At 42.1% G+C, this 23716-nt stretch carries 28 protein-coding genes and 1 pseudogene; 15 read left to right on the top strand and 14 right to left on the bottom strand.

Features of this window, described 5'->3' with window-relative positions; all coding sequences use genetic code 11:
* Positions 1–357 precede the first annotated feature (357 nt).
* From IQ274_RS27630 to IQ274_RS36795, 6 genes and pseudogenes are all read left to right on the top strand, one after another.
* Positions 358–748 (top strand): annotated as a pseudogene (locus tag IQ274_RS27630) (hypothetical protein).
* A 33-nt stretch (positions 749–781) separates the two neighbouring features.
* Positions 782–1024: a hypothetical protein gene (locus IQ274_RS27635; protein WP_228058395.1), complete on the top strand. Its 243-nt coding sequence runs from the start codon at positions 782–784 to the stop codon at positions 1022–1024.
* Positions 1025–1622: 598 nt separating this feature from the next.
* Complete coding sequence (locus IQ274_RS36785; protein WP_228058396.1) at positions 1623–1823, top strand: hypothetical protein; 201 nt, start codon at positions 1623–1625, stop codon at positions 1821–1823.
* Entirely contained in the window at positions 1823–2176 is a 354-nt protein-coding gene (locus IQ274_RS36790; RefSeq protein WP_322745356.1) for a hypothetical protein, read from the top strand. The genes IQ274_RS36785 and IQ274_RS36790 overlap by 1 nt, the downstream gene beginning before the upstream one ends.
* The gene (locus IQ274_RS27645) at positions 2173–2730 is read left to right on the top strand and encodes a transposase (protein ID WP_228058397.1); all 558 of its coding nucleotides are present in this window, start codon (positions 2173–2175) and stop codon (positions 2728–2730) included. Before IQ274_RS36790 ends, IQ274_RS27645 begins: the two co-directional genes overlap by 4 nt.
* A 77-nt stretch (positions 2731–2807) precedes the next feature.
* Complete coding sequence (locus IQ274_RS36795; protein WP_228058398.1) at positions 2808–2948, top strand: hypothetical protein; 141 nt, start codon at positions 2808–2810, stop codon at positions 2946–2948.
* Here IQ274_RS36795 and IQ274_RS27650 read toward each other — a convergent pair.
* The 13 genes from IQ274_RS27650 to IQ274_RS27710 all read right to left on the bottom strand — a co-directional run bounded on the left by IQ274_RS27650 (position 2943) and on the right by IQ274_RS27710 (position 11245).
* A complete protein-coding gene (locus IQ274_RS27650) occupies positions 2943–3209 on the bottom strand; it encodes a hypothetical protein (protein ID WP_194144091.1) in 267 nt (88 codons plus the stop codon). The genes IQ274_RS36795 and IQ274_RS27650 overlap by 6 nt on opposite strands.
* 135 nt (positions 3210–3344) lie before the next feature.
* On the bottom strand, positions 3345–4736 hold the full coding sequence (locus tag IQ274_RS27655) for a replicative DNA helicase (protein WP_194144092.1): 1392 nt from the start codon (positions 4734–4736) through the stop codon (positions 3345–3347).
* A gap of 14 nt (positions 4737–4750) precedes the next feature.
* Entirely contained in the window at positions 4751–6088 is a 1338-nt protein-coding gene (locus IQ274_RS27660; protein WP_228058399.1) for a hypothetical protein, read from the bottom strand.
* Positions 6089–6220: 132 nt separating this feature from the next.
* The gene (locus IQ274_RS27665) at positions 6221–6418 is read right to left on the bottom strand and encodes a hypothetical protein (RefSeq protein ID WP_228058400.1); all 198 of its coding nucleotides are present in this window, start codon (positions 6416–6418) and stop codon (positions 6221–6223) included.
* A gap of 250 nt (positions 6419–6668) precedes the next feature.
* Positions 6669–7268, bottom strand: a complete 600-nt coding sequence (locus tag IQ274_RS27670) for an alpha-ketoglutarate-dependent dioxygenase AlkB family protein (RefSeq protein WP_194144093.1) — start codon at positions 7266–7268, stop codon at positions 6669–6671.
* On the bottom strand, positions 7256–7930 hold the full coding sequence (locus tag IQ274_RS27675; RefSeq protein WP_194144094.1) for a hypothetical protein: 675 nt from the start codon (positions 7928–7930) through the stop codon (positions 7256–7258). Before IQ274_RS27675 ends, IQ274_RS27670 begins: the two co-directional genes overlap by 13 nt.
* A complete protein-coding gene (locus IQ274_RS27680; RefSeq protein ID WP_194144095.1) occupies positions 7927–8130 on the bottom strand; it encodes a hypothetical protein in 204 nt (67 codons plus the stop codon). The genes IQ274_RS27675 and IQ274_RS27680 overlap by 4 nt, the downstream gene beginning before the upstream one ends.
* A gap of 8 nt (positions 8131–8138) precedes the next feature.
* Positions 8139–8588 (bottom strand): hypothetical protein, encoded by a 450-nt coding sequence (locus tag IQ274_RS27685; protein WP_194144096.1) that lies wholly within the window; start codon positions 8586–8588, stop codon positions 8139–8141.
* Between the two features lie 116 nt (positions 8589–8704).
* The gene (locus tag IQ274_RS27690; protein ID WP_194144097.1) at positions 8705–9592 is read right to left on the bottom strand and encodes a hypothetical protein; all 888 of its coding nucleotides are present in this window, start codon (positions 9590–9592) and stop codon (positions 8705–8707) included.
* Between the two features lie 85 nt (positions 9593–9677).
* A complete protein-coding gene (locus IQ274_RS27695) occupies positions 9678–10349 on the bottom strand; it encodes a hypothetical protein (RefSeq protein WP_194144098.1) in 672 nt (223 codons plus the stop codon).
* A 43-nt stretch (positions 10350–10392) separates the two neighbouring features.
* Positions 10393–10851, bottom strand: a complete 459-nt coding sequence (locus IQ274_RS27700) for a DUF1392 domain-containing protein (protein ID WP_194144099.1) — start codon at positions 10849–10851, stop codon at positions 10393–10395.
* 24 nt (positions 10852–10875) lie between these two features.
* A complete protein-coding gene (locus IQ274_RS27705) occupies positions 10876–11079 on the bottom strand; it encodes a hypothetical protein (protein ID WP_194144100.1) in 204 nt (67 codons plus the stop codon).
* Positions 11072–11245 (bottom strand): hypothetical protein, encoded by a 174-nt coding sequence (locus IQ274_RS27710; RefSeq protein ID WP_228058401.1) that lies wholly within the window; start codon positions 11243–11245, stop codon positions 11072–11074. Before IQ274_RS27710 ends, IQ274_RS27705 begins: the two co-directional genes overlap by 8 nt.
* A 101-nt stretch (positions 11246–11346) precedes the next feature.
* Between IQ274_RS27710 and IQ274_RS27715 the strand changes: the two genes are divergently transcribed.
* Positions 11347–12468 carry an IS630 family transposase gene (locus IQ274_RS27715; protein ID WP_194144101.1) on the top strand — a complete coding sequence of 374 codons (1122 nt, stop codon included), beginning with the start codon at positions 11347–11349 and terminating at the stop codon, positions 12466–12468.
* A gap of 305 nt (positions 12469–12773) precedes the next feature.
* Here IQ274_RS27715 and IQ274_RS27720 read toward each other — a convergent pair whose 3' ends face one another.
* A complete protein-coding gene (locus tag IQ274_RS27720; RefSeq protein ID WP_194144102.1) occupies positions 12774–13565 on the bottom strand; it encodes a hypothetical protein in 792 nt (263 codons plus the stop codon).
* 211 nt (positions 13566–13776) lie between these two features.
* Between IQ274_RS27720 and IQ274_RS27725 the strand changes: the two genes are divergently transcribed.
* The 8 genes from IQ274_RS27725 to IQ274_RS27760 all read left to right on the top strand — a co-directional run bounded on the left by IQ274_RS27725 (position 13777) and on the right by IQ274_RS27760 (position 23701).
* A complete protein-coding gene (locus tag IQ274_RS27725; protein WP_094346501.1) occupies positions 13777–14103 on the top strand; it encodes a helix-turn-helix domain-containing protein in 327 nt (108 codons plus the stop codon).
* Between the two features lie 227 nt (positions 14104–14330).
* A complete protein-coding gene (locus IQ274_RS27730; RefSeq protein ID WP_190964219.1) occupies positions 14331–15245 on the top strand; it encodes a hypothetical protein in 915 nt (304 codons plus the stop codon).
* A gap of 894 nt (positions 15246–16139) precedes the next feature.
* The gene (locus IQ274_RS27735) at positions 16140–17882 is read left to right on the top strand and encodes a phage tail sheath subtilisin-like domain-containing protein (protein WP_190964220.1); all 1743 of its coding nucleotides are present in this window, start codon (positions 16140–16142) and stop codon (positions 17880–17882) included.
* A gap of 177 nt (positions 17883–18059) precedes the next feature.
* Positions 18060–18587 carry a phage tail protein gene (locus IQ274_RS27740; RefSeq protein WP_199346473.1) on the top strand — a complete coding sequence of 176 codons (528 nt, stop codon included), beginning with the start codon at positions 18060–18062 and terminating at the stop codon, positions 18585–18587.
* Between the two features lie 224 nt (positions 18588–18811).
* The gene (locus IQ274_RS27745) at positions 18812–19519 is read left to right on the top strand and encodes a phage baseplate protein (RefSeq protein WP_190964221.1); all 708 of its coding nucleotides are present in this window, start codon (positions 18812–18814) and stop codon (positions 19517–19519) included.
* Positions 19516–20334 (top strand): hypothetical protein, encoded by an 819-nt coding sequence (locus IQ274_RS27750; RefSeq protein WP_194144103.1) that lies wholly within the window; start codon positions 19516–19518, stop codon positions 20332–20334. The genes IQ274_RS27745 and IQ274_RS27750 overlap by 4 nt, the downstream gene beginning before the upstream one ends.
* A gap of 2 nt (positions 20335–20336) precedes the next feature.
* Positions 20337–21656 carry a DUF4255 domain-containing protein gene (locus IQ274_RS27755; RefSeq protein WP_190964223.1) on the top strand — a complete coding sequence of 440 codons (1320 nt, stop codon included), beginning with the start codon at positions 20337–20339 and terminating at the stop codon, positions 21654–21656.
* Positions 21656–23701, top strand: a complete 2046-nt coding sequence (locus IQ274_RS27760; protein ID WP_190964224.1) for an ATP-binding protein — start codon at positions 21656–21658, stop codon at positions 23699–23701. Before IQ274_RS27755 ends, IQ274_RS27760 begins: the two co-directional genes overlap by 1 nt.
* The last annotated feature ends 15 nt before the right edge of the window (positions 23702–23716 follow it).

Here is a 23716-nt window from a genome sequence, read left to right on the forward strand (position 1 = left end):
AGCTTGGTGCGATCGCCAAAAAAATAGTAGTTTATGATACTGTTTTTTAGAAAACGGGGTGGATATAGCGAAGACTCTGTTGGCGAATTCATGTAAATGACAATTTATGGGGTGACTGTACGTTCGCTTATTTTTGAAGTGTGAAAGGAATTAATGCCTTACTGTTAAAGGAAACAATACGATTTTGGATATCCTAAAACCTAACCCGTGTAATACATGGCGAAAGGAAAATAGCCCTTTCCATGTATTACATGAAAACTCTGGCTCATTAACATCCTCATCTGTAATACTAGATATTACACTTCAAACTTCACTAATTTCGGGTTAAACTTACGATGTAATACACGGATGAGGCGAATGTTAAAGCGGGACATTCAAGGGAAGTTCGCTCTCAAAGACGATGATTATCGTCAAGTGCGCTCTTTAAGATTAACGGATGAAACCTGGAAGGCTTTGGGGATCGAGTAGCGAATGCTTGGGTATGACTAGAGCTGATTACGTCGAACAGGTGATTAGAGAGAATGTTCACCCAGGTATTACACGGAAAAAAGAGTTCGTACATGAAGCCAAAACTAGTGTTGTTGAAGTTGCGAGCGCGCCTCTAAAGGTGGCAACACTTGAAAGTTTACGTAACCAAGTCATAGTGGAATTGAAGTTAGGTAAGCAATCACCGGGCTACAAAGCAGCACTTAAAGCCCTCAATCATTTTATTGTGGTACTCAATAGCGAGTATACACAACACTTTTGATTCGCTGTTTTGTATCAGTAAGCGGGGAAAACAGTGGACATAAGTTCTGAGCGGATTGATGATATTCCCGTAATCGTGGAATGGCTTGTGAAGATGGGGATAGCTAAATGTATTGACCAAAAACTCAAAAAACCACAAGGAAACCACAAAGGCATGAGTTATGGTCAATTGAGTGTATTGTTACTGACATATATAATTACTCAATCAGACCATCGGTTGTGTGCTGTGGAATCATGGGTAAAGGCACATCGAAGGCCCGTTGTAGGCATCGCCTAAAAGAGGTCAAAAAGTCAAGGTTTCATTCCTGGAATCCATACCACATATTTAAGTTATGCTGTCAATGCGTAAGTCCTAATTTTTTCATTACTTCTTAACCTTGCTTGCGAACAAGAGTAATTTAGATGCGTTTGCCCTGACCATGATACTAATCATGGCAACATCGATCAATATTTCCGAAGTTGCGACTAGTTTTTCATAATCCTTAAAATCGATATTAGCAGTATCGATAAATTTGTAATAGTAGTAAAAATTAAGTAAATCTAAATTTTTTAACTAAATATTTGCTGTATCTTTATTTAGCCTTGCTCCTAGCGTTTATAAACAACTCTTTATCTTCTATAAAAAAAAATATAGGTTTATATTTATTATTGATTTCATCTTTAATATTTTACTCTGCAAACATTTTAATTGTTAAAATCCCCACACCACTAACAGTCTTTCACCAAAACCCGATATCTATATCTGCAATACCTAAAAGTTCTTAAAAGCTTACACAAGGTTCTAGTGGGTCATTTGGCACGCTTATAGCCATAAAAAAAAAGTTAATGGCAAAGTAAAAGTATGAACTGCTAAATCTAAGGAGGGCAATGTAGATATGTCACGTTGTCCAAAAAAACCACTACGTTCGTTGACGGAACAAGAACGAAATGTGCTGTTAAAAATTAGTCGTGCTGAAAGTCAGCCAGCAAGTCATGTTATACGGGCGAAAATCCTACTGTTGGTGGCATCGGGAAAAAGTTATACCCAGGCAGCAACAAGCGTTGTTGACGTTCTGGGGATGCGGTTTCACAGTTAGTGGCTCGTTTTAATGCTGAAGGATTATCAGCAGTTGCACCTCGACATGCAGGCGGGCCGACAATAATTTACGGTGTCAACGAACAAGAACAAATCCTGGCAGGTGCTACGCAACCTCCAGATCGGCAAAGAGATGGAACTGCTAATTGGTCACTCAGCACCTTACAGAAACATTTACAGCATATAGATGGCTTGAGCGACATTAGTACTTACACAATTTGGAAGGTATTACATGAGGCTGGTTGGAGTTGGCAGAAAAGTCGAAGTTGGTGTGCAACTGGACGCGTCATGCGTAAGCGTAAAGCTGGAAGTGTAGTAGTTCAGGACCCGGATACACAAGCAAAAAAGCCTTGATTGAGCGAGCCTACAAGTTTGGTGAGCAGTTAGGGATAGCAGTATGGTGTGAAGATGAAGCTGGCCCCTATTCCACTACACCTTATGTGGCCTCCAGTTGGCAACCACAAGGGCATCCGATACTGCAACCACACGAATATCAACCTAACGGTACAGCAAAACTATTAACGCTATTTCACCCAGCTAGTGGAGTAGTGCGAGTCAAAGGTGTTGAAACTTGCCCTAATACTGTGTTACACGCTTGGCTCAAACAACAATTGAGTGATATCATCCAGTCTTTGCCACAAAGTACAACAGTTTTATCTATTCAGGATAACCACGCTTTATGGTCAAGTTGGCGGCAAGGATTAAAAGTTAAATTTACCTTACCTGAAGAACTCCCACATGAGCGGATGTTACTGGTGTGTGACAATCTGGTCGGCCATAAGACTCCTGATTTTGTGGTTTGGCTATGTCATCAAGGTATTCTACCGTTATATACTCCCCTGGGCGGCAGTTGGCTCAATATGGCAGAGTCTATTCAACGCATTCTTAAACATCGCGCACGCTTATAGCCAACATCCCAAAACCTCTGGACAAATTATTGACTGGCTAGAAACCGTGGCAAGTTTTTGGAATCAAAACCCAACTCATGACAGAATGGGCAGGTAAACGATCTGCTCGTCGTCAACGTACTCGTTGGCGATCGCACCAACATCGATTAGGCGGTTCTGGTGCTTGTACCACTCGACACATTAGAACCCCTAAAATTATTTTACAAAAATGGCTATAAGCGTGCCAAATGACCCATTAGTGCTATAGCTTCTGCTGTTTCCCCCGAAGAAAGATTATTTATGTATTCAGAAAATGTATTTATGGGAGTGTTTGATGTTTGGCGCTCAATCAAAAATTCGATTAGTTCTTTGGCTTGTGTATTGGAATCTGTTAATTTTATATCAGATATTGATTGGGAAGTTTTTGAACCATAAACTAACTTAGCAAGCTCAATTATTTCTTTTACTTTGTCAATGGTCAGAAAATTTATCTTCATCATAATCTTCTCCTCCTTTTGGATTTAGACTGAACCAACATTACTTTTTTAAGTGTTATATCTTTTCGCTGATTCCCTCGCTGGAATACTGCTTGCATGAACTCTTACAATGCTCAGGTTAACTCCTATTGTATTTGTTTAATATTGAGACTTAGCCAAATTCTTAAACTGTCCAAACCGCTCATCAAACAAGAGATTAACAGTCGTCTCACTACTAAACCGACTTTTTAAAACTGAAACTTCAAAAATGCCTTTTTGGGTAGTCTGCTTGTCGTAGTAATCTTCTCGATATAAACCCAACATCACAGCAGCTTCTTGTTCAAATCCTCCAGATTCTCGAAAATCAGCTTTGGTTGGACGCTTTTCGGAACGAGAATCAACTTCTCTTTTTAACTGCGCTAAACCCAAGACAGCGCAATTGAATTGTTTAGCAATCGCCCTGAGTTGTTTCAAGATGGAGTCGATTTCTTGCACGCGGTTTTCGCCACGTTCACGGCGCATTGGTTCAATCAACTGCACATAGTCCACAATCACCAAACTGACTGACCCACAACGAGCTTGTATATCTTGCAAATCACCCTTGATTTGTGAGGTGGTGATTACAGGGTTGTCATTTAACCAAAATGGTAGCGCCATCGCATCTGCACAAGCTTGAGCCAAAGGATTCCAGTGAGATTCCCGGAGTGCATTGCGTTTAAAAAGCAAGTCAGCAGGAACATGGGGTGCTGCCAGCCTTGAGAGGGTCTTTTTGACCATTTGTGAGGCAGACATCTCTAAAGCAAAATAAGCGGTTGTTAAGCCGCTAGCAGCAGCCCGAATACCAATATCTAATGCCCAGGTGGACTTACCGATGCCGCCGCGACCTCCAACAACGGTCAAAGCACCAAAAGGCATACCGCCAATTACCGAATCCAAATCATAGAATCCGGTAGGGACATTCACCTCAATCGCATCTTCACCGTTATTGGCCAATTCAATCTCGGCATAAACGTCAGGAATGATGTCAGCCATTAGCTTCATCTGACAAGGCATAGTTAATTGGCGCAACTCTAAAAGTTTTTGTTGTCCCATTTCGATGACTGAAGTGGCAGTAGTTTCAGTCAAAGGAGCATCCATCGCGTAGCGTGCCATTTGTAAAGCCGTTTGGATCACCGCTCTCAATTGCGCTTTTTCTCGAATCAATTCTGCTAAGGCATCGATGTTAACTGCTGACACGCAAGAGTTAAGCAAGGATGCAAGTTTATTTCTTCCGCCAACATTATGCAACAGTCCATGAGATTCCAGCCAACTGGTAACAAACAATAAATCCGTTGGTTGCTGAGACTGGTGCAATCTGACTGCGGCTCGGTAGATGTCCTTATGCGAACCAACGTAAAAATCTTCTGGTTGCAAAATCTTAATTACACGAGCGATCGCTTCGGGGTCAAACAAAATGCCACCGAGTACTACTTCTTCAGCTTCAATCGCCTGGGGCGGTAAGCGGTTAGGCATTGAAACTACGTTATCTGGGGCAAAATCTGATGAAAACATCGCTTTTTCTCCTGCTATGCTACTTTTGTAAATCTTCGTGCTTGTCTGATTTCGGGTAGTACTGCCCTCAACTCATTAGGGGCAGCATGAGCCGTTTGTATGGCTTTTTGTTGGGCAAGGCGTTGAATTTCGGCACTATGAGCTTGGTTATAGCGCTGCATCAGGTTCGTCCACCCACCTTTGGTTTTCTCCCAGGTATTCATGACTGCGATCGCATGAGTAATTTCAAGTTGTGCAGAGCGTTTCGATTTCGTGGCTAATTCTTGTGCTAGAAAGTCCACGACTATGGGGTTGAAGTTCTGGTACAAGTTATTCAGCTTTCGCTCTCCATTGCGCCAAGGTAAAACCCAGCAATTCCACTTGATTGTTTCTCTGACAAGCAGTGGTAGAGAATCATCACTCATAGCAGTCGGGTCTGTTAGCCAAGCATCAATCAATTCTTTTACGTTCCGGGCTGTCTTGTAGGGACAGGTTAGTTGCGGCTTATTCGTTTGTTCGTGTTTCTCGAACGACCCCCCCGCAATAGTTGATCCTCTTGAGGGATTATCGGTTTGTTGCGAAGACTCGGATTTTTTTAACAACGAAGTGGGTTGTTGTGGGGTTGGTTCTTCTGGGGTTGATTTTTCTAAGCTTGGTTCTTCTGGAGTTGGTTCTTCGAGTTCAATTTCTTGCGTTGTTAAATCAAGTTCTTCTTTTTCACACACACTCTCTTGGGTGGGGGGCGCGGGTGGCGAAGCCAGGGGCGCATTGTGTGTAATCTCTGAAGTAATCTTTGAAGTAATCTCTGTAGATTCTATATATATAGAGTTTGTTGACCGTGAGCAACTGGGATTGTTGACGGTCATCGGACTAGCTTGTTGACCCTCAGCAGACAAGTTTTTTGAGGGTAAGCAAACTGAGTCAGTTTGTTGACCGTCAACAGACTCAGAGATTTGAGAGTATTTTTTTGTATTCTTGTTCTTTGGTCTAATGGATGTGAAAGAGCCTTTTTGAATGGCATCTAAGAAGTTATTCAATACTTTGTGGTTGAGCCGATAATAAAGTCGTGCTGGAGAGCCTTTCAATTGGGTTTCTAAGATATTGATACTGGTGAGATGATGCCTAATTTTGTCTAATTCATAGCGATTTAGTGCTGTTTCTAATGTCCATTGTTCATAGGTTTTGTAGAACCATCCTTGTGGGTCATTAGTTCTCAAATCCCAATACATAGCTTGGCTTAGAAAAAGTCCAGCACTAGCACTACCAGCTATCGTGGCGTAGACTCGATGAAATGCTATTGTGCTACCAAATATTCCATCATATTTGTTATTCTTTTTAGTTGTCGGTGTTTTTGTAGCTTGGGATAAACTCATAAATATTTCCTCTTCCTCAGCAGTGAATGAAGTAATTACTACGCTTTTGTCAATCTAAAAACTCTTGAAATTTACAAACTGTTCACATCTTTTGTAGATAATTGCGTCTTTGTATTACTAAAAACGCTTGGTTTAGTCTTCTGAAGCATTCGTTTGACCGTCAGCAGATGCTCGTTTGACCAGCTCTCCAAAAGCTTGGCTTTCATGTTCTCGTTCTAAAATCTGTCTAATTAAAGTACCAATAGGAATTTTCTTCCACGTAGCTACAAGGCGAAATTCTTCGTAAGCCTTTTCTGACAAAGTGATCGAAAGCATATATCGTTCTGGCATAAGGCTCTCCAAAATCTGAGATAATTCAAAAATACGCTCTGCGCGTCTGTTAGTACTCATGTACTAAAATTATATCGAGATTTTCTTACAATTGCCCTACAATTGTCATGCAATTGTATAGATTCTGTTGATGGTAAATATCCTAAATTCTCTATTGACTCAATCGTTCGAGGTAGTTAACAAGATATCCTCATCTGTTAAAAGCAGCAGTCCCATCAAACCGATCCCTTTCGTTGTCCCACTAATGCCTTTATCTCTTACCTCCAACGTGCGGTCGAAAAGTTAGATTAATCCGTGTACTAACGACCTTATTGGTCTTCGGAACTTGATGCAGATGTGTGGACTGACAGCCTGGAAGCATTACAAGCAGACTCCCATGCTCCAGCCAAAAGTCAGTCGGCTTACCCCCGATGGGCTTGATTTGGAATTTCCTCATTGAACCCAGACTGATGGATGCGATTGCAGGATTTAGCCCCATCGAAGCTTCATTGTCGTTGTGCCAGCCGATACTGTCTTGTCCACTCCTGTACTGGTTGCCGATGACAATGCGGAAGCTGTAGCCAGTAGCCGCAGTAATCCTATCTCGCAGTTGGGCCAGCGATGAAGTCCAAGGTAATGGTTTGAGCAGTACACTCTTGGAGTAGAGGTAATCACAGCCTTCATCGCCATAAATGCACTCCAGACGCGGAACGGGCATAGTTTTACCCAACATCCTGATTTGGTTTTGCTGCCATTGCAGTTCTTGGCAATGTTGGTAGAGTTCGTCGGCTTCTTCCTTGTTCAGAAATTCTGGATAATAGTTGACTGGTAAAGTAGGAGCAGATTCGGGAAATAAAGTTAGTTGTTGCATAATTCTCCTTTGGCAATCGCTTGAACAATTTCTTCTGCCCGTTCTTGTGAAATAGCCTGTTCTGGATTTTTGTAAAACCCAGCGATCGCCGACTTGGGACGAATAATAATTTGCTGCCCTGTTGCGCGTTTGTCCCAGACAAAGCACGAGATGGTGATATTATCTGTCGCCCAACGAGTACCCCGTTTATCCTTGCGAAAACAGAAGCGCGGCATGATGATTACAAGTGACGGCGGATGCTGCTGCAAGAAATCAGCCCGATCATCACAGGGTTCGAGAAAGCTGGTTAATAGGAATGCAGCGACACCCACACGCGCTTTCTGGTAAGCATTTTTGATGATTGGCGCAGCAAATTTAGTGCAGATCCAATCGCACTCTGGAAACCTAGCCCATGACTCGGATAGTGTTGCATCCAGATGGGAATCAGCCGATTTATGTGGATCAATATCGTTCGTCCACATTTGCTTGGTGTAGGGCCACACCGATAGTAATGAGGCGATCGCTCCATGCCCCACACAAGGCTCACCAATGACACCAGATAACGGAACATGGCGCAGTAGTTCAGTTGTGAACCATGAAGGTGATTCGTAAAAGTTCAGTGGATGTCGGGTTCCTGTTTCAAGAACATCTGTCTGAGGTTTTAGTAATGGTGTAACAGTCATGCTGCCTCCTGCGGTTGTTGAACAATCGTTGCGCTGATAGATTCAAAATCAACCTGAAATATATTTAAATCAGGAGTTATTTCGCCACTGTTATAAAGTCCAACGATGTGGTGTTTGATTGCATCTTCTGTGAGTCCATCAGGAATGTGAATGTGGGCTTCACTAATGATTTTTTCTACTACTTGAACTACGACTTTCATAAATACTCCTAAAACTCAATTCGGTTCAAAGTTTGTAATTGTGCAGCAAGTGTGGTAATAAAATCCTGTAGTTCTTCTGTTGCTTCTTGAGGGCTGATTGCTTTTTCAGAAACGTAAAGCCTTGTATTCTCTAAATAAAGTTCTACACGAGTCATATTTGTATGTAGCGAAGTCAATAGTGTTAAAGTAAATTTCTCATATTTGCAAAAGTAGTATTGACATTCTTCACTCAGAGATTGCCCTCGCTGCCATTTGATAATTTCTGTATCGTCATCGTTCGCAAGTTCAAATTCAACTTCTTCGATTGCAGTGAAAGCCATAGCCACACACGCTCTTTCTGCTGGATGTGTAGCTGATTGCATCCGATATGATTCGGGGACTACATAGCCTTGGATCGCGTAGAATTTCTTAGCTAGTTTTTCAATGAGTACATCTTTCTGGAAGTAGCCGAGTTCCATATCTTTTCCCCTCAAGGTAAAATTTACCTTTGTTGTAAAAGTCTTAATTCTTGATTACTTGGCGATCGCTCTGCTTGACCAATTACCAATGACCAATGACCGATGACCAATGACCATTAAGCAGTAACTACAGCTTTCTTACTAGCGAAAGCTCCTGCCTGCCTTAGCGCTGCACCAGGACTGGGATGAGCGAAAAATTCTTCTATAGCTTTGGTCAACCCAGCCGCAACAGCCGGATCGTGACAAGCGTAGACATAGATGGGCTGTTGAACGCCGTTAACCAATCGCGTTTCTTGGCGATCGCCCAGATGTGGGTAAAACGTGCGAACCCATGTGCCCAAGTGTCCCCGATAGTAAGTGCCGCTCAGGGGGACTTTTTTTCCAAGTTCAATCTCAGCAAAATTCACAACCCCTAACCAGCGTTCTTCTGAAGGGGTTAGCAATTTCCTGTTGTGTTCAGCCAGAAGATTCCCGGCATAGTCTTTGAATTGCTGTTCCATGTATGGGTTGAGTCTGCCACCAGTTAACTCAGCTAAAGTTTTCATGGCCAAAACAAGAGTATGCAATCGCTGTTCAACTGGGGGGAGAGTTGGTGTAGAGGGTTGTTCTTGTGTTTGAGTAGCAGGTTTTGTCCAGCCCATAATGTCTTGCATCCAGGCACGAACACCGATCCGGTTAAAAGCTTTGCATACAAGTCTGGCTTGCTGTTTGCAGTACCGCCCAGCATCAAAAGCGTAATATTCAATAACGGCAGCAACACCCATATCAGGTATTCCCTGATTCCAGGTTTCCAGTGCCGCAGGGCTAAATCCTTGTTGTATAAGGCTTTGGGCTAATGCAGAGGGTTCCAGTGCCGCACTTAGTAACGCACGACGAAGCGAAGAATCTTGTACATCTGCCAGTCTTGCAGTTGCCCGAATAGTGGCTTTACCATGACCGTTAGAGTCAATAGTGATTTCTTGCTTTATCTGTTCAATGATTTGAATGATTTCGATTTGTGACATAATCGTTGCTCTGGTTTTTTCAAAAGTGAATAGTTGTAGTAATAATCGAAGCCATAATGAAAGTTAGTAGGCTTATAAAGTTGAGCTATTGCCAAGTAAGCTGAATATTAAATTGGTCACAATGAGTCTGAATGATTTGTTTAATGCTTACAGAACACTTTCCAAATAAATGAATCCTTTTTTGATGATTAGGATAGTAATGCCCATAGACTAATATTTGTCCTACAGCACTTTTCCATGCAGACGCTTTTTTAACTTCTATGATTTCACGATCAGTCAAAATGTCTATTTTTCCAACTGGAGTATTGACTTCAACTACGGGATGAGACATTTTTTCAACCTTTTCGATAAGAGAAAGTTTTACTTGGTTTTCTGGAGAATACTGTCCTGCGGTAAATTCCGAATCAACCAAACCATCAAAATTTTTGTATTTGCTAAAATGCTTAATAGCTTGCCTTGCCCTTTTAGTGCAGCGTTTACCAGCTTCAAAGGCATAATATTCAAGTATTAAATAAATGACATCATCAGATATACCGTTAATGCGCCAAGAATCAATACTTATGCCTTGCAATTGGATTTTTTGTGCCAGTTTTGAAGGTTCTGAATTAAATGTATTTAAAGTTTTACAAATTGTTCCGTTACTCACTCCAGCTATTCTTTCTACTGCCCTAATACTGATTTTGTTTATACTATTAGAGTCAACAGTGATCTCTTGCTTTATTTGTTCGATAATTTGAGCTACTTCGATTTGTGACATAACTTTAGTTGGGTGATAATTTTTCGTTGTTGATTAGAGAGAATTAGACATTCACTCGCACCAAACTTTTTTCGCCAACCAGTGAGAAACGATTAAGTATAGTTGGTGTTTCAGCCAATGTTGGCGATACTAATTCGACTAGGTAAAACCAAAACTTATCCACAAGTACAACTCCTAAAATCAGCCGTTTCTTTGTGTCATCACCATAAGAACATAGGATTATTTTCTGTCCTAAAGCAAAAGCAGGTTTTTGCACCGTGAGAGCTTCTAATTGACCAGTCCCAATGATTTGATGTTCTGTAGCGTGAACAATTTCATTACCACAAATGATTGTATAAAGCCAGCATTCATATTTCCACTGGACACCAGAACAGTAACCAAATGTTCTCGTAGTTTTCAGGTAAACTCTCTCCAGTAAATTTACCTCAACGGGCGGAATTGTTTGACCCCAAGGCGGGGAAATATACCAACTGGTTTTAAGTGCGTTAACGTAGTCAATCATGCTTTTTCCTCTGGGATTAATAACCTAAAAATCTTCGGCAATCTCCAACAAAAAACCGCATCCAGTGTTTTGTATTTGCACCAGTTCTTTATCCAGCAGAGTTTGGATAACTGAATCTGAGAATTGGAATTGCAACCGATGTAATGGAACGCAACCACCACAAAGCTGAATCGAACGCAGCAAATGATTGGCTCTGCGGTCAAAACTGGGGTCAACTGTCTTAGGCATTTGTGAAACCTCCGGTTAATACGGCTAACTGTTGTTGCAGAATAGAGATTTGCTGTTGATAAAACTCAATCTCTGCGGTAATTTCTAAAAATAATTCTTCTGGTGTAAGCGGTTGGATTTGACCCTCTTGCAAGTACGATATTTCATCAGAATTTTTGTTGGGCATTAATACATAACGCCAGCCATCATTAAATTGTTCAGCTAACTCTGTAAGCTAATCGTCACTTAAGTTGCATAATAAGAAGATGAAGCCGTTTAAAAGCGACGATGCCGCCCCCAGCCAAGAACTTTTTAACGCCAGAACAAGTTAGCTCCTTACAGCAAGCTCTAAAAGAGAGCGACAAACCACACGTCAGGGAAAGAATTTTAATTATTCTGCTACAGAATGATGGGAAACCGCAACACGAAATTGCTAAATTTTTAGGCTGTTCGCACAGAACAGTGGCATATTGGTGTATGCATGGTGATCCAGATGAGCTAGAAACTCTACATAATAAAAGAGAGTATGAACATTATCGAAAAGCGACTCCTGAATATATTGAACTGTTATTAAAAACTGTTGACCAAGAACCATCAGATTTAGGCTACGACTTCGGCAGATGGACGGCAGAAAGATTAGCCACATATTTAACAAAAGAAACAGGAATTGATTTAAGTAGCTCTCAGGTTAGGAGGATATTAAAGAGAAAAAAGTATAGTTATATCTGGGCTAAATATGACCTAGAAGATAAACAAAATCCTATTGAAAGAGCGAAGTTTAAAGAGAAACTTACTCAATATTTATCAATAGCGCGAGAGCAACCAGAGCGTTTACAGGTATGGTTTTGGGACGAGAGCGGTTTTAGTTTATGCGTGATTCGTCGCAAGGGTTGGGGTAAAAAAGGAAAACGCAAGAATGTTCCAGGTCAACGGCGTTGTGGTCGAGTAAATGTAATGGGAGCAATCAGAGAACTAGACCGAAAACGAGTATGCTTTTTTGTCAAAAAAGGGAACGCAGATATTTTTTATGAGCAATTACAACAATTAAATGAATTAATTAAGCAAGAATGGTTAAGCAAAGGAAACCTTGGTGAGGATTTTGCGAAATATGGGCCAAAGATTATTTTAATTTTAGATAATGCTAGTTTTCATAAACGCAAAGATGTTCTAGCTAAAATATCTGAAGAATTCCCAAATTTTGTTCTAGAGTTCTTGCCCGCTTACAGCCCTGATTACAACATTATCGAGTTAGTCTGGCATTCATGTAAAGAATATATTGCTCATCGGTTATTTAAATCAGTAGATGAATTAAAATCACTGCTAGATAAGCTGTTGAATCAAGGCGAGTTAGTGATTAGGTGGCATCGGAATATAAAACATAAAGGTAATTTCAGCTATGTTGCAGCTTAAATGCTGATTAGCTTACCAGAGGGATAGTAATAAAGTCCCAAGATGATGCCCTGTTGTGTACGCTGTTCCAAGTTAAAGCGAGGGTAGGGCCAGTGTTGAGGGATCGAGATTGTGGGTTGCATAGATGAATAGGTCAATGAAGGGAAAATGAAAGAAGAATTCAGGAGCCAGAATTCAGAAGTCAGAATTTTGGGGAGAGGTGGGAAAAAGAGGAGAAAGAAAGGCAGATTTTATTAACTTCTCCACCCTGCTCTTTGTTTCTTTAATCACTCCTGAATCCTGACTCCTGACTCCTGACTTCTGAATTACGCTGTGACTAACTCCGTTCTCTCCAGCAGTCGTTGCAATTTATCGCCAGTTAGCTGTTCTAAGGGTTGGTCTAAAAAATATTCATCAAAAATGGATTTACTATCAGTAGACACGTCCACCATCGACAATGAACGCACTGCATCATAGACCGAGTTAGAATACTGTTGCTGGACTGAATAACGCCTCTTCACCCACCAGTTCCTGTCAGTGCATCCGACTTGCCCCAGTTTCACGCCGTTGTTGTTGTAAATGCCATCATTGAGAATTTCAAACCCGTAATTTTGGCACTCGTTGAAGATATGCGCCATGATTTGGTTTTCAGTCGTGCATGGTGTTGCAAGTTGTTCCTGCACAGGTAATGAACCGTCTTTGTAGTGAGTGCAGATGAAGCGATCGCAACGCATTAGAGTGTTGGCACGAAATAATTCTTTATCGTTGACCATGACTACCCAAGGCTGGGTTAGATTATCGTCGTGGGTGATGCTGGCTATCAGTTGATTACCAGCATAATATTCATGATGGTCAAACGAGATTTCGACTATTGTGAGGGGTTCGGGAGCGATCGCTTGGGCTTGGTCAGTGATGTAGCTGTCGAGTTCGGCTTGGGCGAGGGCTTGGTTGTCAACTTTCTGAAGCTTAGTGAATTGGTCAGTGATAATTGCGTTTACCCAGGTGTCAGCCGCTCTTTTGTCCCCAGTAGGTGTTACGCCACGTTCGGCAGCGATTCTTTTGAGGCGCGGGACGGTGTAACGAGAGAGGGCTTGCTGTGTGTATTTGGGATATGTCATGATATAGATTCCTGTAAAGGGTTCAAAAGACGACGCTTTTGCTTACCAGGCTTGGGGTGTCGTCTTTTGTTATTACTATAATACCTACTATTAGTAGGTAAGACAATAGATAGTTATATGATAGTTAGTTATCTATTGAGCTACTTACAATAAATACTATTGATAGATAGACTACTAAAAGTAGGTTAATCTATTTATATGAATTCAACTCATGCCCGTGGAAGTAAGACTTAAAGAAATTAGAAACGAAAGAAGAATTTCGCAGAATGAGCTAGCAAGAAGACTTGAAATGTCGTTGGCTAATGTTCAGAAAATTGAGTATGGCAAAGCCAAATCAATACCTTTGGAGACATTAGACAAGTTATGTCAGATTTTGGAGTGTGAAGTTGGCGATCTGCTAGTTCGCGTACCTGATAAGGATGGTGGAAGTTCTGAGAAGGAACAAAAAGTAGTTCAAGTAGCTGATGAAGTCAAAGAAGGCAAAATCAGCACACTCAATTCAAAAAGCACAAATGCAAGTGGGATGATTGCAGCATGAGTGCAATCGCTTTAAATTTAATCAAGCCTGTAGCATTAGCGTTGCTCTCTTGAAGTGGAGTAGGGCATGAGTACCAAGAAAAATTAGAGTCGCGGCACGCTGCAACAGAGGAAAGAGAAGTGCCGCAATATGGAAAACAAGTATGGTTGGAAGCTGCTATGGGTAGAGGTAAATGAGGACAAGAGCCTGAAAGTTAACTCTTCAAGTACTGTTCAAGAGGTGGAATTATGACTAAACCATCCTCTAAGCGCAAAAAAGCCACCTCTGCCACATCCAGGGATAGCACACCGCCAGATGATCACGACCTTGAAGATATCTCCCAAGAAGAAAACCCAGCTACAGCAACAATTACAGTTAGCGCTGTTGAAGTAACAGAGTTGACCCAAGAGGAGCAAAGCGATCGCCTGCACCTGGAGCGGAAAGTGGAACGGGCGTTTTTTGAGGCAGGTAAGGCACTGGCAGAATTGCGCGATCGTCGGCTTTACCGTTCAAGTCACCGCACGTTTGAGGATTATTGTCGCGATCGCTTTGGGCATAGTCGTCGCCAGTCTTATCTTTTAATGGATGCGGCTACTGTTTTTGATAACTTGGTTGAAATTTGTGATCAATTTGATCACATTTTGCCGACAGCAGAGGGACAAGTAAGACCGATGACAAAGCTTGAACCTCAAGAACAGCAGGAAGTGTGGGTAAAAGCAGTGGAGCAGGCAGGGGGCAAAGTGCCACCAGCTAGAATCGTTAAAAATGTAGTGCAGCAAATAATGGAACGCACCCAAGCACCCAACACCTACCAGTTAGGCGAAGTATGCCAAATCCTTGCAAAAGACAACCCCGAACTCAGAGGTAAGGGCGGGTGTTGGGGCATTGTAAACCATGTGGGTGAATTTAGCTGCACCGTCAGAACCTGGGATGGTGAGTACACCGTTGGTTTGCAGCACCTTAAATCTTACAACTACCTGCCTGCCGAGTGTGAGCAGATGCAATTAATCAGCGATCGCATTAGTCGGGTGTATTCCGATTCGTTGGAGGAGACAGTCAAAAGTCTGTTGCAGTCGTTGGGGAAGGTAAATCGGCCTTATCTTACTGCTGTGGAAGAGAAATTATTGACGCTTCTGGAGTTGGAGTATAGGAGAATACCCTGAACAATTTTGGCATTTTGGCATCCAGTGGAGCGATCGCTCTAGTAATAACATAGCGTGAGCAAGGCGTACAAGCAATCGAGCGATTCATGGACGGATGCTAGGAGCGGGGTAAAGCGCCTAACAGAAATTGTTGAACTTTATTATTCCCCTACCTCGCGCACAATTATCATTTTCATTTAGGTTTTTGGGTATTTTAACTGATTGACAAAATGTACTTTATCTTTACCTCTGACAGATGCTTTAGGCGCGAATTCTGTCGCCTGAAGCCTTTGTAACTTCGTTGTTCCAATTTCATCTTATGTGCAAACCCATACTAATTTAGTTTTCATGTTTTTATTTGAATATTTTATGATTTTTGTTACAAATAAATCTAATCAGCCACTAATTTTGCTTTGATATACACTGTGTGTGATAACACTGAAGCTCAAAAACAATATCTGAAGTTTATAACTGCCCGGCAGCTACTACAAAAAGGCAAAAAGCAACAATCAGCAGTGAGAATGCTTTATTCTTAAAGTCTTTAGTCCATTTCCAGATAATGGCTTTATTTTTGTCGAATTTGTACTAGCGTAGATGTGATTGCTGAGAGAGAGCGAGAAAATAGCATTTTTTTAGGGATGGAATGAATAATTTTCGTATGTGTACCGTAAACTCACTGGGTAGAGTGCTTCGGGTTCCATGCGGACATGATAATTGACCAATAATTCCTTGATGGTAACAAGCCTCGGATTTATCGATGAAATCAATCGAAAATCCTAAATCCAAAATTGTCTGACAAGTTATAGCAAAGTGCTGTTAGCGGTAGCGGGGCGTTTAGCCCGTGCTGAGTGCTGAGTGAGAGAGTAATTAACTTTCGACTTTCGATTTCATTAATTGCAGTGGAGACTATTTGTTATGCCGACAACACCAACATATCCAGGTGTATATATTGAGGAAATTCCCAGTGGTGTACGTACAATTACAGGTGTAGCCACATCAATTACTGCTTTCATTGGCAGAGCTTTGCGTGGCCCCACAGATGAACCAATTACCATCAATAGCTACAGCGATTTTGAAAGAATTTTTGGTGGTTTGTGGGTAGAAAGCAGTTTAGGTTATGCAGTACGGGATTTCTACCTAAATGGTGGTTCACAAGCGATTATTGTGCGCCTATACGAAAGAGAACAAAACAAGGAGGAAAAATCTCCACTTGCAGTGGCGGGATTAACATTAAAAGCCGCATATCAAGGAAGATGGGGAGAAAATCTGCGAGCTACAGTTGATGTAGAGGTTTCCGAAGCAGTCGCCAAGCAAATGGGACTGAATAAAACGGACTTATTCAATCTCACGATTCGGGACCTTACTCCTGGGGGGACACAAGAGAAGTTTTTAAATCTGGCGATCGCCCCCAACAAACCCCGTAGTATTAATAAAGTCTTAGAAAATGAATCAAAACTGGTTCGTTGCACATTACCAAATAGCTTACCCACAGCCATCGCAGACGCACATACAGCTTTCCAAGCCCTGATTAATGCCAAGCAAGCCAACCCACCAGTACAAACTAATATTAACAATGCTACGACTGCATACGCTGATGCTGTTAAAAACCTAGACGATGATTTAACTAAAGCAGAAAAACAACTAGCAGAAGCCAAAAAAGCAGATCCCCAAGTACCAGGCGATATTCAAGCTGCACAAACAGCCGTACAAAATGCAACTAATGCCAAAGCAGCATCCAATGGTGTCAACTTAATTAAAAATAGCTTTTCTCCTCCTGAAACTGGTCAAACTCAGAAAGAAGGACTCTACGCCTTAGAAAAAGTTGACTTGTTTAACTTGCTGTGCATCCCACCTTATATAGATGGCGATCCAGATGTCGACTCTAGTTTAATTGCGGAAGCGGCTGCTTACTGCGAAAAACGTCGGGCTTTTTTGATAGTTGATGCGCCGAAGAACTGGAGAACTAAAGATGATGCGAAAAATAATATAGATAACGTCGGTACACGTAGCAATCATGCGGCCGTATTTTTCCCCCGCCTGAAACAGCCAAATCCCCTACTTGGTGAACAAATAGAAGATTTTGCCCCCTGTGGAGCAGTAGCCGGAATATTTGCTAGGACTGATGCCCAAAGAGGGATTTGGAAAGCACCAGCCGGACTAGAAACAAATTTAGTTGGTGTACCCCAGTTGAGTGTACCTTTAACAGACCCGGAAAACGGCGAATTAAATCCCTTGGGAATTAACTGTTTAAGAGCTTTTCCTGGTGTGGGACGTATCGTTTGGGGTGCGCGTACCTTACAAGGAGACGATCGCTTCGCCTCCGAATGGAAATATATTCCTGTCCGCCGCACAGCTCTTTACATCGAAGAAAGCCTCTATCGGGGGACACAATGGGTAGTATTTGAACCCAACGATGAACCCCTATGGGCGCAGATTCGCTTAAATATCGGTGCATTCATGAATAATCTTTTCCGCCAAGGAGCATTCCAAGGACGCACTCCACAAGAAGCTTATTTTGTCAAGTGCAGCAGCGAAACCACTACCCAAAACGATATTAATTTGGGAATTGTCAACATCGTAGTTGGTTTTGCTCCTCTCAAACCGGCAGAATTTGTGATCATCAAAATTCAACAAATAGCAGGTCAAATTGCAGTGTAAACCAAGAAAGGCAAAAGGCAGAAGGCAGGAAGCAGAAAATTTAAGAATAAGTTTTTGGCTCTGCCACTTTCTTTTCTAGCTACTCAATTTATTTATGGGAATTCACCTTCTGTTTCTTGTCTCTAGGATAGCCGTCTTCTGAAGAATTATGAATTAGTCAAAAAGGAGTAATTAATCATGGAATTTACAGTTAACCCTCAGCGATTTGACCCCTATAAGAATTTTAAATTTCGGGTGAAATGGGATGGTAAATACGTGGCGGGCATTAGTAAAGTTGGGGCTTTAAAACGGACAACAGAAGTTGTCAAACATCGAGAAGGTGGTGATCCTAGCACATCACGTAAGTCTCCAGGACGTACCGAGTATGAAGCCATTATGTTAGAACGTGGTGTCACCCACGACCTCGAATTTGAAAAATGGGCGAGTAAAATTTGGAATTATAAAAATGCCCAAGCTGGAGCAGATCAAAGAACTAAAGAAGTATCACTCGCCGATTTTCGCAAAGATATTATTATCGATGTGTTTAATGAAGCAGGACAAAAAGCAATATCTTACAAAATTTATCGCTGTTGGGTTTCTGAATATCAAGCTTTGCCAGATTTAGATGCAAATGCTAACGCTATTGCTATCCAAAATATTAAGTTAGAAAACGAAGGTTGGGAACGGGATGACGAAGTGAAAGAACCCAAAGAAGAAAGTTTCTAAAATTGTTGATGGTTGACTGTTAAAAAGGATCTTGGTGGTGGGTTGCGCTATTGCTCCACACAATCTATAGGACTCCTGTTTGATTCTTGAACAAAACTTTAGATCAAACCCTAATCAAACGGGCTTTTCAGTCTCAGTATGGTTTCAAAAATCAAATCGGAGTCTTATACTTCTCAAGTTACTCTTTGCGTACCTTTGCGCTACTTTGCGTTTTGAATTCTTTTATGCGTAGACTCTCATCTCAGGAATTGTTAACAACTTGGGAGCAGGGATTGACACAACAACCCCTGCAAAAAGCATTGACTTTGTTAACTGCGGCTTGTCCAGACAGTCAAAATTTAGCAACCCTGAGCATCGGTCAACGCGATCGCTTATTATTCACATTACGGGAGTTAACTTTTGGTTCACAGGTGCAGAGTGTTGCTGCTTGTCCCAAGTGTGGGGAAAAGTTGGAACTCAATTTTCAGATTGCAGATATTACCGCCGTCGCTATCACACCAACAACAGAGACTTTTCGGTTGCAGGTAGAGGGGGGAGAACTAGAGGTACGCTTACCTAATAGTTTAGATTTAATGGCGATCGCTACTTCATCGCATCAACTAAGTCCCACCGCACTACTAGAACGGTGCTTACTCAAAACTCCTGCTAGTGTCCAACTTAGTACCGATACAATGAAAGCGATCGCTCAAGCTATGGCTAAAGCTGATCCTTTAGCAGATATCCAACTTGATTTAGCTTGTCCAGCTTGCGATCATCACTGGCACTCTCATTTTGATATCGTCTCATTTTTCTGGAGTGAAATTCATGCTTGGGCAATTCGCACTCTCCGGGAAATACATCTGTTAGCTTCTGCCTACAGTTGGCGAGAGGGTGATATTTTGGCGATGAGTTCCTATCGACGGCAATTATATTTGGAGATGGTAAGACGATGAGTGACTATCTCGGTAATTTAGTTAGTAGAAGTATGAATCAGCTGGAGACAGTGCAACCCCGACTACCATCTCTATTTGAACCGATGGGGATAACTACTGGCTTAATCAATGAAGATTTCCAGTCGGAACAACCCACAGAGGTAGTAGCAACTCCATTTCCAGCAGTACCCAGGCGAGAAAGTGTAGATATATCCGTCAATTACCAGCCTACAGCATCGCCACTTCCGAATTTTTCCCAATCACCCCCCCTCATTCAACTGACTCCATGCACACCAGATTTATCTCCCATCACTCAACTTCACTTTGTTGAGTCGTCAACTATTCCCCAAACAACGTTCACCCCTCACGAACCATCACCACAGCCCGTAAATCAGCCACAAACTGTCATCATTCAAAAAAGTACACCAACTATTGAACCTCAACGCCAAAATTCACCACCAGTCATAATTCAGCAAATAGTTACGGAAAATACTGTAAATGAACGCATTGTCACACCAGCACCAACAAATCAAAAACATACACTCCATCTAGAAGCAACAAGCTCAAAACCTACACAAAATGAGCTTCCGACTATAGAAACAATTACGACACACCAAACACAAGTGGTGATCTCGCCGCAAATTACAACTACAAATTATCTAAATGAGCGTCAATCTTCACCAACACCCACCCCAGCACCCATTCCTACTATTAATATCACCATCGGCCGAATTGAAGTTCGAGCTACAACCGCCACATCACAGCCAAAATCATCACGTCCCGAACCTCCAGTGATGAGCTTGGAAACCTATTTAAAGCAACGAGGAGGTAAATAATTATGAGTAACGCTTTGGCGATCGCTGCCGTCACTAGCACCCTCCGCTATATACTAGACCGCAGGTTCAATTCTCAAGGTTCTGGGAGTGTCCTCGTTACCACCAAACCCTTAGATAAAGCCCGTGAGCAGAACGGTGATAATAACAAAGACCAAGTAAATCTGTTTCTCTACCAAACCAGAGAAAATGCTGCTTGGAAAAATATGGATTTACCCTCCCAAGTAAAATTAGGCGAAACCGGACAACCACCTTTAGCATTAAATCTTTATTACTTATTAACAGCCTACGCTCAAAACGAAGACTACCCAGACCCTACTAGCCACACCTTACTAGGGGAAGCAATGAGCGCTTTTCATGATTACCCTATTCTCAATCCCCAAGATATTCAAAATGCTTTACCCACTGCGGATTTAGGTAATCAAATCGAAAAGGTACGCATCACAACCCAACCCCTGAATTTAGATGAACTCTCCAAACTGTGGACGACATTTCAAACCCAGTATCGCATTTCCACAGCCTATGAAGTTTCCGTGGTGTTGATTGATAGCACTCGCCTTACTAAAACACCACCGCCAGTATTATCTAGAGGTGCTGGTGATTTCGGGGTAACTACCCAAGCTGACTTGATTTCTCCTTATCCCACCATCACAACTATCAATTTTGATGTCATTGAAGCTGCGAGAGAAAATTTACCAGCCTATCAAAAACCACTATTAAAAAAACCAACGGCGAATTTAGGTGATAACTTAACTTTAATTGGCAACAATTGGGATGGCGATACAGTGCAAGTCTTATTTAACCACCCCCAACTGAGTCAACCAAATAGTATTAATATAGCTGCAAACCAACGCACCGCCACAGAAATTAAACTCACACTCCCCACTGCCATACCTAATCAATGGCCGGCGGGATTTTATACTATCACTGTTGTTGTCACTAAAATTGGAGAATTACCCCAAACTAGCAATAGTTTAGCTTTAGCGATTGCCCCAGTCGTATCCACAATTACGTTTAGCGGTCGGGATATTGATAATAATGTGATTGTCCAGGTGACTTGTACACCACCAATCTTAGCAAGACAAAGAGTAGGATTGATTCTCAGTAGCCAAAATACAGCATTTGCAGCAGTTAGCGGCCGTGAATTACTCCCCGTAGCCAACACCACCTTAGATTTTGTCCTCACTGATATTCCTAACGGGACTTATCAAATTCGTCCCCGCTTGCGTGTAGATGGGGTAGACAGCCAGATAGTTAACTATACCGTGTCACCACTTACCGTTCCCCTGACTTTAATCCCTGAAGTATCATTGAGTATTCCCTGATGAACGACTTAGAACGCTGGCAACACAACAACGAAGAATATTTAACCAAGGCTTTGGTGTGGTTGCGCTTGTGTCTCAAACGACAAGCACAGCAGCTAGAACAAGCAGGGAAAAAAGCATTACCCCAATCAGGGATACCCAAGCTGCAATTTCGGGGGCATCAATACTTATCTAATCCCGATCATAGTGAAATTACGATAGAAGAAGTAACCAAAGCTGCCAAAGATATGCACATAGTCGCAGCCCAACAACCACCCCCGGCAATGCTGATTGTCAGTCAGCGTTTGGGGCTGTCTCAATTTGAACAACAAGTATTATTACTATGTGCAGCTATAGATTTAGATACCCGGATAGCAAAATTGTGCGCCCAAGCCCAAGATAATCTCAATCAACCCTATCCTACCTTTGCTCTCGTATTTTCCCTATTTGAACAACCAGCTTGGGATGTTTTATCACCAGAACGTCCTCTGCGTTATTGGCGACTACTAGAGATTAATCAACCAGGCGCGCAACCGTTGACCCATAGTGCTTTACGGGCAGATGAGCGCGTAGTCAATTACTTAAAAGGATTAAATTATTTAGACGATCGCCTGACACCTCTGCTTATGCCTTTAGATACAGCAGGCTTAGGACTAGAATTACCACCTTCCCAACAGCAAGTCATCGCCGAGATAGTTCCTTACTTGCGTCAATCACCACAGCGATCGCTAATTATCCAACTTTTAGGCACAGACTCAGCCAGTAAACAATTAATCGCCCAACAAGCCGCCCAAAGTCTGGGCTGCTTCCTCTATCGGCTTCCCGTGGAAATGTTACCCACCCAGGTAGGAGAGTTAGAAACCTTAATGCGTCTATGGGAGAGGGAAAGCCTATTATTACCCATCATCCTTTACATAGACGCACAGGAAATACCCGAAGCTCAAACCCCATCCCTGCATCGGTTCCTTTCTCGTAGCAATGGACTGTTATTTTTAAGTAGTCGAGAAATTAACTCAAACCTTGGGCGTACCAATATTGCAGTCGATATCGATAAACCCACGACCGAAGAACAAAGGCAAATATGGGAAAATATGTTGGGCGATCGCAGCAATGAAATTTCCGCCCAATTAGCCAGTCAATTCAACCTCAATCTACTCACCATTCAACAAATCGCTCAAACCACCCAAGCCAAAACCGACATTACAGACCCCAACTTTCACAAAGAACTCTGGACAGCGTGTTTAGCCAACACCCGTCCCCAACTAGATACCCTCGCCCAACGCCTATATCCCAAAGCCACCTGGGAAGATATTGTTCTTCCCCCAGAAGAAACCAACCTCTTAGAGCAAATCGCCGACCAAGTAAGGCAACGTCGCAAAGTTTACCAAGAATGGGGCTTTGAGGAACGCATGAATCGGGGTTTTGGTATCAGTGCCTTATTTGCCGGGGAAAGTGGTACAGGTAAGACAATGGCGGCTGAGGTAATTGCTAATGACTTACGTTTGAATCTATACCGTATAGATTTATCCGCAGTCGTGAGTAAATATATTGGTGAGACAGAGAAAAACCTGCGACGACTATTTGACGCAGCCGAAGACGGCGGGACAATTCTCTTTTTCGATGAAGCCGACGCATTATTTGGCAAACGCAGCGAAGTGAAAGATTCCCATGACCGCTACGCCAACATTGAGATTAACTACCTGTTACAGAGGATGGAAGCCTTCAAAGGTTTAGCCATTTTAGCCACCAATATGAGAAACGCTCTAGATAATGCCTTTGTACGACGGTTGCGGTTTATCGTCACCTTCCAATTTCCCAGCCCTACAGAAAGGCAGAAAATGTGGCAAAGAGCCTTTCCCGAAACAGTCCCCAAAGAAAATTTAGAATTTGCCCGATTAGCCAAATTCAACTTAACAGGCGGTAGCATTCATAACATTGCCTTAAACTCCGCCTTTCTCGCCGCCCAGCAACAAACACCCGTAACCATGCCTTTAGTCTTGCAAGCAGCTAGGACAGAGTTCCGTAAATTAGAACGACCAATCAACGAAGCAGATTTTCGTAGTTAATAGTCATTAGTCATT

It is taken from the genome of Nostoc sp. LEGE 12447 (genome assembly GCF_015206985.1).
In the GTDB taxonomy this organism is placed as follows: Bacteria; Cyanobacteriota; Cyanobacteriia; order Cyanobacteriales; family Nostocaceae; genus Nostoc.

Excerpts from the sequence above, each read along its gene's own strand:
- IQ274_RS27665 (WP_228058400.1), bottom strand. The coding sequence starts at position 6,418 with ATGCCAGAACGATATATGCTTTCGATCACTTTGTCAGAAAAGGCTTAC.
- IQ274_RS27660 (WP_228058399.1), bottom strand. The coding sequence starts at position 6,088 with ATGAGTTTATCCCAAGCTACAAAAACACCGACAACTAAAAAGAATAAC.
- IQ274_RS27725 (WP_094346501.1), top strand. The coding sequence starts at position 13,777 with ATGCCCGTGGAAGTAAGACTTAAAGAAATTAGAAACGAAAGAAGAATT.
- IQ274_RS27705 (WP_194144100.1), bottom strand. The coding sequence starts at position 11,079 with ATGCCTAAGACAGTTGACCCCAGTTTTGACCGCAGAGCCAATCATTTG.
- IQ274_RS27755 (WP_190964223.1), top strand. The coding sequence starts at position 20,337 with ATGAGTAACGCTTTGGCGATCGCTGCCGTCACTAGCACCCTCCGCTAT.
- IQ274_RS27750 (WP_194144103.1), top strand. The coding sequence starts at position 19,516 with ATGAGTGACTATCTCGGTAATTTAGTTAGTAGAAGTATGAATCAGCTG.
- IQ274_RS27690 (WP_194144097.1), bottom strand. The coding sequence starts at position 9,592 with ATGTCACAAATCGAAATCATTCAAATCATTGAACAGATAAAGCAAGAA.
- IQ274_RS27745 (WP_190964221.1), top strand. The coding sequence starts at position 18,812 with ATGCGTAGACTCTCATCTCAGGAATTGTTAACAACTTGGGAGCAGGGA.
- IQ274_RS27730 (WP_190964219.1), top strand. The coding sequence starts at position 14,331 with ATGACTAAACCATCCTCTAAGCGCAAAAAAGCCACCTCTGCCACATCC.
- IQ274_RS27655 (WP_194144092.1), bottom strand. The coding sequence starts at position 4,736 with ATGTTTTCATCAGATTTTGCCCCAGATAACGTAGTTTCAATGCCTAAC.
- IQ274_RS27715 (WP_194144101.1), top strand. The coding sequence starts at position 11,347 with ATGCCGCCCCCAGCCAAGAACTTTTTAACGCCAGAACAAGTTAGCTCC.
- IQ274_RS27735 (WP_190964220.1), top strand. The coding sequence starts at position 16,140 with ATGCCGACAACACCAACATATCCAGGTGTATATATTGAGGAAATTCCC.
- IQ274_RS27695 (WP_194144098.1), bottom strand. The coding sequence starts at position 10,349 with ATGTCACAAATCGAAGTAGCTCAAATTATCGAACAAATAAAGCAAGAG.
- IQ274_RS27675 (WP_194144094.1), bottom strand. The coding sequence starts at position 7,930 with ATGACTGTTACACCATTACTAAAACCTCAGACAGATGTTCTTGAAACA.
- IQ274_RS27710 (WP_228058401.1), bottom strand. The coding sequence starts at position 11,245 with ATGCCCAACAAAAATTCTGATGAAATATCGTACTTGCAAGAGGGTCAA.
- IQ274_RS36785 (WP_228058396.1), top strand. The coding sequence starts at position 1,623 with ATGTCACGTTGTCCAAAAAAACCACTACGTTCGTTGACGGAACAAGAA.
- IQ274_RS36795 (WP_228058398.1), top strand. The coding sequence starts at position 2,808 with ATGACAGAATGGGCAGGTAAACGATCTGCTCGTCGTCAACGTACTCGT.
- IQ274_RS27760 (WP_190964224.1), top strand. The coding sequence starts at position 21,656 with ATGAACGACTTAGAACGCTGGCAACACAACAACGAAGAATATTTAACC.
- IQ274_RS27670 (WP_194144093.1), bottom strand. The coding sequence starts at position 7,268 with ATGCAACAACTAACTTTATTTCCCGAATCTGCTCCTACTTTACCAGTC.
- IQ274_RS27680 (WP_194144095.1), bottom strand. The coding sequence starts at position 8,130 with ATGAAAGTCGTAGTTCAAGTAGTAGAAAAAATCATTAGTGAAGCCCAC.
- IQ274_RS27685 (WP_194144096.1), bottom strand. The coding sequence starts at position 8,588 with ATGGAACTCGGCTACTTCCAGAAAGATGTACTCATTGAAAAACTAGCT.
- IQ274_RS27740 (WP_199346473.1), top strand. The coding sequence starts at position 18,060 with ATGGAATTTACAGTTAACCCTCAGCGATTTGACCCCTATAAGAATTTT.
- IQ274_RS27700 (WP_194144099.1), bottom strand. The coding sequence starts at position 10,851 with ATGATTGACTACGTTAACGCACTTAAAACCAGTTGGTATATTTCCCCG.
- IQ274_RS27650 (WP_194144091.1), bottom strand. The coding sequence starts at position 3,209 with ATGATGAAGATAAATTTTCTGACCATTGACAAAGTAAAAGAAATAATT.
- IQ274_RS27720 (WP_194144102.1), bottom strand. The coding sequence starts at position 13,565 with ATGACATATCCCAAATACACACAGCAAGCCCTCTCTCGTTACACCGTC.